This window comes from Streptomyces katrae, from assembly GCF_000966975.1.
In the GTDB taxonomy this organism is placed as follows: Bacteria; Actinomycetota; Actinomycetes; order Streptomycetales; family Streptomycetaceae; genus Streptomyces; species Streptomyces katrae.
In genome coordinates, this window is record NZ_JZWV01001037.1 from 1 (window position 1) to 6,184 (window position 6,184).

The following is a 6,184-nucleotide window of genomic DNA, read 5'->3' on the forward strand; positions in this document are numbered from 1 at the left end:
GCTGGAGGTCGGCCCACGGGTTCAGCTCGTAGCCGGTCGGCAGGTGGATGCGCCGGCCGCCGTCCCCGGACCCGGACCGCTCGGGCAGGGGCTGCGCCAGTCGTGCCGTGACCGCCTCCAGGCCCTCGTCCTCGCGCAGCCGCACCAGTTCCGCGAGGTCCCAGGCGGCCGCCCCGACCACGCTCAGGCTCTGCGGGCCGCGGCGCTGCACGACGCCCCGCACCAGCAGCAGGAAGGAGTGGAAGACGGTGTGCGCGCAGGCCTCCTGGCTGTCGTCGAAGAAGGCCAGGTCGACCAGGCCTGTGCCGTCGTCCAGGGTGGTGAAGATGACCCGCCTGCCGGAGCGGATCGGCGGGGTCTGGGTGGCCGCCTTGGCGCCCGCGACGAGCACGGTCCGCCCGTGCGCGGTCTCCCGCAGACGGCGGGCCGGGACCGCGCCCAGCTCGGCGAGGAAGGCGTGGTGGCCGTCCATCAGGTGGCGGGAGGCGTCCATGCCGAGGACGCCGAGTTCCGCGCTGAGCCGCTCGGCCTCGGTCAGGTCGGGCAGGCCGACGGTGGCGGTGGACCGGCCTCCGCCCAGGGGCAGTTGGGACCCGCCCCGCACCCCGGCGGCGCGCTGGGCGCCGTGCAGTTCCGTCAAGTGCAGCAGCAGGTCACGGCGGTTGGCGGCGAAGGCGTCCAACGCACCGACCTGCGCGAGGCGTTCGGCCACCGGGCGGCCGGGGTGGGCGCGGTCCCAGAAGTCGCGCAGGGAGGCGTACGGCTGTCCGGTCTCGATGCGCAGGGCCTCGGCCTCGCTGATGCCGTGGACGTCGGACAGGGCGAGCCGCAGCCCCCACCGGCCGGGCCCCGGACGATCCGGGGCGTCGGACACCAGTTCGATGCGGTGGGCGACCGCCGAGCGGTTCACGTCCAGCGGCAGCACCGGCACGCCCCGCCGCCGGGCGTCCGCCAGCAGCAGCCGCTTGGGGTACATGCCGGGGTCGTGGGTGAGCAGCCCGGCGTAGAAGGCCGCCGGGTGGTGGGCCTTGAGCCAGGCCGACTGGTACGTGGGCACGGCGAAGGCCACCGCGTGCGCCTTGCAGAAGCCGTAGCTGCCGAAGGCCTCGACGATCTCCCAGGTCCGGGCGACCACCTCCGGCGAGTAGCCGCGCCCGGCCGCCGTCGCCGCGAACCAGGCCTTGATCCGGCCCTGGGACTGCGGGTCGGAGAGCCCGCGCCGCACCCGGTCGGCCTCGTCGCGGCCGCAGCCGGTCATGACGTGCACGATCTCGATGATCTGCTCGTGGAAGACCACCACCCCGTAGGTCTCGCGCAGCGCGTCGGCCAGGTCCGGGTGCGGGAAGCGGACGGGGGCCCGCCCGTGCCGGGCCTCGATGAAGGGCCGCACCATGTCGGCGGCGACCGGACCGGGCCGGAAGAGGGAGATGTCGACGACCAGGTCGTGGAAGGCCTCCGGTTGCAGCCGTCCGACCAGGTCGCGCTGGCCGGGGGACTCGATCTGGAAGCAGCCCAGCGTCTCGGCGGAGCGGATCAGTTCGTACGTGGCCGGGTCGCCCGGCGGTACCTGTGCGGGGTCGTCGAGGTCGAGCTCCTCCCCCGTGGTGCGGCGCAGCTCGGCGACGGCGTGCGCCATCGCGGACTGCATCCGTACGCCCAGCACGTCGAGTTTGAGCAGGCCGAGGTCCTCCACGTCCTCCTTGTCGAACTGGGACATGGGGAAGCCCTCCCCGCTGGTGGGGACCACGGGGGTGCGCTCCAGCAGGGTGGCGTCGGAGAGCAGCACCCCGCACGGGTGCATGGCGGTGCCGCGCGGCAGGGCGTCCAGGGCCTCGACGAGGTCCCAGAGCCGGGCGTGCTCCTCCCCCCGTACGCCCTCGCGCACGCCGCGCAGCTCCGGCAGTTCGTCCAGGGCCGCGCGGGCGTCGCGGGCCCGGATGTGCGGGAAGGCCTTGGCGAGCCGGTCGACGGCGGCCGGGTCCATGGACAGGGCGGCGCCGACGTCGCGGACGGCGTGGCGGACCCGGTAGGTCTCGGGCATGGCGACGGTGGCGACGCGTTCGGTGCCGAAGCGGGCGATGATCCGGCGGTAGACCTCCAGGCGGCGGGCGGATTCCACGTCGATGTCGATGTCGGGCAGGACGCGGCGGCGCCTGGACAGGAAGCGCTCCATGAGCAGGCCGTTGGCGACGGGGTCGGCGTGCGCGATGCCGAGGAGGTGGTTGACGAGGGAGCCGGCGCCGGAGCCCCGGGCGGCGACCCGGATGCCCATCTCCCGGACGTCGTCCACGACCTGGGCGACCGTCAGGAAGTACGAGGCGTAGCCGTGGAAGGCGATGACGTCGAGCTCCTCGTGCATCCGCTCCCAGTAGGCGCGCTCGCCGGCGTAGCCGCGCAGCACCATGCCGGCACTGGCGCGGGAGGCGAGCACCCGCTGGGCGGTGCGGCCGGCGGCGCCGACGAGGCGGGCCTCGGGGAAGTGGACGGAGCCGAGGCCGAGGTCGTCCTCGGGGTCCACGGCGCAGGCCTCGGCGGTCTCGCGGGTGCGGGCGAGGAGCCGGCGGGCGTCGGCGGGGCGCAGCCCGGCGGCCCGCGCGATCCGGTCGGCGGCCTCGGCCATGGCGGCGGGGTCCTTGAGCCAGCGCTCGCCGCCGTCGAGGGGGCCCCGGGGGTCGACGGGGACCAGGCAGCGGGCGGCGTCGAGGACGTCGGCGACGGGGCCCTGGCCGGGGTCGGCGTAGCGGACGGCGTTGGTCAGCACGGCCGGGACGCCCTGTTCGGCGGCGAAGCCGACGGTACGGGCGGCCAGGCGCAGCGAGCCGGGGCCGGTGCCGGGGCGGCCGTGGTGGACAGCCTCCAGGCGCAGGGAGTCCCCGTACCGCTCCCGCCAGGGTGCGAGCAGCCGCGCGGCCCGGTCGGGGCGCCCGGCGGCCAGCGCCCGCCCCACCTCGGACCCGGGCCCGAGCAGCACGAACACCCCGCCGCCGCCGAGCGCCTCCCAGGGCGCCAGGGGCTGCCCGTGGCCGTCGGCGGCGTGGGCGGCGGTGACCAGGCGGCAGAGCTCCGCCCAGCCGGCGGCGCCGTCGCGGGCCAGGAAGAGGGCGCGGGGGGCGGACTCGTCCACGAAGGCCCCGCCCCTCACGGGCACGCGCCGGCGGTACGAGGCCTCGGCCGCCCGGCCGCCCGGGCCGGCCCCGTCGGGCGACCCCGCAGGGGACACGGAAACCGCCAGGTCCACTCCGAACAGCGGCCGGGTCCCGGCCGCCGCGGCCGCCTTCGCGAAGCGGACCGCGCCCGCGAGGGTGTCGCGGTCGGTCAGGGCGAGGGCGTCCATGCCCCGCTCGGCGGCGCGTTCCGCCAGCCGCTGCGGGTGCGAGGCGCCGTAGCGCACGGAGAACCCCGAAACGGTGTGCAGATGCGTGAAACCGGGCACCCGCGGCCCTCCTGCTTCCCTCGACCTTCTTGCCTCCCCCCGTCTCTCTCCACCATAGAGCAATTCGAATACCCGTGCGAAACACCTGTTCGATCATCCATTCGGCCCGCCCCTGCTGCGCCCCGCTCCCGGCGCGCGGAGCGTGGGGGCATGACCCAGCCCACCGAGCACACCGACACGGGCCCGGCCGGCGGCTTCCTCGCCGAGGTCAAGGACGCCGTGACCCTCCGGGCCGCGGTGCTGGTCCTGGGGGTGCTGGCCCTGCAGCTGGCGTTCGTCACCTCGTACATCGGGGCCTTCCACCACCCGAAGCCCAGCGAGATCCCGATCGCGGTGGCCGCCCCCGCGCAGCCGCTCGCCGCGCGGACCGCGGAGCGGCTCGGCGCCCTGCCCGGCGAGCCGCTGGACCCGCGGGCGGTCGCGGACGAGGCGACGGCACTCGCGCAGATCCGGAACCGGGAGGTGGACGGGGCGCTGATCATCGACTCCCAAGCCCTGGAGCAGATCGTCGGGGCGGCCGAGAAGTCCCAGGGGCGGGGCGTCGTCGTCGTGGACGTGGCCCCCGCCGACCGGGGCGACAGCCGCGGCCTGAGCTCGTTCTACCTGGTCGTCGGCTGGTGCGTGGGCGGCTACCTGTGCGCCGCGGTCCTCGCCGTCAGCGCCGGCGCCCGGCCCGCGAACGTCCACCGCGCCGTCATCCGGCTCGGGACGCTGCTGCTGTACTCGATCGCCGCCGGGCTGCTCGGCACCCTCATCGCGGGCCCGGTGCTGGGCGCCCTGCCGGGCCCGATCACGGCCCTCTGGGGGCTCGGCACCCTGGTGGTCTTCGCCGTCGGCGCGCTCACCCTGGCCCTCCAGGGGCTGGCGGGTGTGGTCGGCATCGGCCTGGCCATCCTGCTGGTCGTGGTCCTCGGCAACCCCAGCGCGGGCGGCGCCTACCCGTACCCGCTGCTGCCGCCGTTCTGGCGGGCGATCGGCCCGGCCCTGCCGCCGGGCGCGGGCACCTTCGCCGCGCGTTCCATCGCCTACTTCCGGGGCAACGGCGCGGCCGGCCCGATGCTGGTCCTGTCCGCCTGGGCGGTGGCCGGCTCGGCCGTCACCCTGGTCTGCGCGGCCGTCCGCCGCGGCAGGCCGGGCGCCGCGGTGGGCAGCGGCCTGCCCGACGAGGCAACCCCTACGGAGTGGCCAGCCGCGTGAGCAGGCCGTTGATCGTGTCCTGGTCGGCCAGTACCGGCAGGGTGTCGAAGTACAGCTCCCACTCGCCGTCCGGCCCGAAGCGCTCCACGATCCCGAACGGGACGGCGGGGCCGTCCTCCCCGTTAGGGGTCGCCCGCTTCCTGGAGACGGTGCCGTACCACTCGACGTACGTGGTGGTCTTGCCGAACGCCACCTGTCCCGCCTTGAGTTCGAGGTCGGCCCGGTCGAGGAGCCGCTGCAGGTAGTCCCGCTTCCCGGCCTTCGTCACGAGGGGCGCGGCCAGTCCCGGCCCGGCCAGCCGGGCGCCGCCCGTCCGGCTCAGCAGCGCTCCGGCGTCCCCCGCGTTCCACGCGGCCAGGCGGTCCGGCAGGTCGGCCGGGGTGAGGCGGGCGCCGTCGAACAGGCCCTCGGGGGCGTCCGGCAGGATGTCGCGGACCAGCACGTGGCGGTCGTAGTAGCGACGGGCCTGGAGGGTCCTGCCCTCGTCACCCAGCACGTTGCGGGCGATCTGCGGGTAGGCCACCTTGTGGCCCTTGACGGTGGCCGTGTTCCACTGGCCGAACATCACCACACCGCCGTCGGCCACCACGTTCGTGCCGGTGTACCGCAGATCGGGGGCCAGCCTCAGGGAGCCGGCGATGGCGGCGCCGATGACGGGCTGACCGGTCCTGGGAGCGCTGCCCGCCTCCCACAGGGTCGCGGCCGGGTCGAAGATGTCGAGGTAGGCCGCGACCCGTGGATGCTGCAGGGCCTTGTCCCCGGTGAGCGGCGCGTCGCCGGTCGGCATCCCGCCGAAGGCCAGCTGGCGCTGGAGGAACGCGCAGACGTTGGGGGTGATGCGCCCCTCGAGCCGTTCGATCCCGGCCCGCGCCCCCGCGCAGTCCGCCCCCGGGGCCCCGGCCGCCGGCGCGCCGGGCCAGGCGGCCGCCGAGGTCGCCAGCCCCACCGCGACGGCCGCCAACGAGATCCCCCACGCCTTGCGCCGATGCGCGAACATCCACCCACCCCGATCCGGTGTCTCCACGACGGCCCCTTGCCGCCCGGACGACCCCAGCCTGCCCGGCACCCCGGCCAAGATCGATTACCTCCGCGGTAATGGCCGCCCGACGGGTCCCCCGGGTACCCGCGCGGCCCGGTCCCGCCCGGGACCGCGGACGGGCGGCCGTCACGGCCCGGGCTGCCGCCGCGCCCTATCGCATCTCCCCCACCGGGAGCACAATCACCCTGACTGCTCGCGCCTGACGTGAGGGAGGGAGCGCGTGCGCGAAGAGGTGCGCACCGCTGACGGACGCGTCCTGACGGCGGAACACTGGGGGGACCCGGACGGCAAGCCCGTCTTCCTGCTCCACGGCATGCCCGGCAGCCGGCTCGGCCCGGCCCCCCGCGGCATGGTCCTCTACCAGCGGCGGGTCCGGCTCATCGCCTACGACCGGCCCGGCTACGGCGGCTCCGACCGCCATCCGGGGCGCACGGTGGCCGACGTGGCCCAGGACGTTGCCGCGGTCGCCGACGCCCTCGGCGTGGACACCTTCGCCGTGGCCGGCCGCTCGGGCG

Annotated in this window: 4 protein-coding genes; 2 read left to right on the forward strand and 2 right to left on the reverse strand. The window is 76.0% G+C overall.

The window, feature by feature from the left end:
- The coding region (locus VR44_RS31855) for a DNA polymerase III subunit alpha (RefSeq protein WP_045951103.1) at positions 1 to 3,433 on the reverse strand (3,433 nt) is incomplete at its 3' end.
- Positions 3,434 to 3,583: 150 nt separating this feature from the next.
- Here VR44_RS31855 and VR44_RS31860 point away from each other — a divergent pair.
- Positions 3,584 to 4,630 (forward strand): YhgE/Pip domain-containing protein, encoded by a 1,047-nt coding sequence (locus VR44_RS31860; RefSeq protein ID WP_045951104.1) that lies wholly within the window; start codon positions 3,584 to 3,586, stop codon positions 4,628 to 4,630.
- Here VR44_RS31860 and VR44_RS31865 read toward each other — a convergent pair.
- Positions 4,608 to 5,627, reverse strand: coding sequence for a hypothetical protein (locus VR44_RS31865; RefSeq protein ID WP_045951105.1), 1,020 nt, complete (start codon positions 5,625 to 5,627; stop codon positions 4,608 to 4,610). The genes VR44_RS31860 and VR44_RS31865 overlap by 23 nt on opposite strands.
- A gap of 262 nt (positions 5,628 to 5,889) precedes the next feature.
- Between VR44_RS31865 and VR44_RS31870 the strand changes: the two genes are divergently transcribed.
- A partial coding sequence (locus tag VR44_RS31870) for an alpha/beta fold hydrolase (protein WP_045951106.1) occupies positions 5,890 to 6,184 on the forward strand: 295 nt, incomplete at its 3' end.

Bases quoted from the DNA above. Each gene is read 5' to 3' on its own strand.
- VR44_RS31860 (WP_045951104.1), top strand. From the start codon at position 3,584: ATGACCCAGCCCACCGAGCACACCGACACGGGCCCGGCCGGCGGCTTC.
- VR44_RS31865 (WP_045951105.1), bottom strand. From the start codon at position 5,627: ATGTTCGCGCATCGGCGCAAGGCGTGGGGGATCTCGTTGGCGGCCGTC.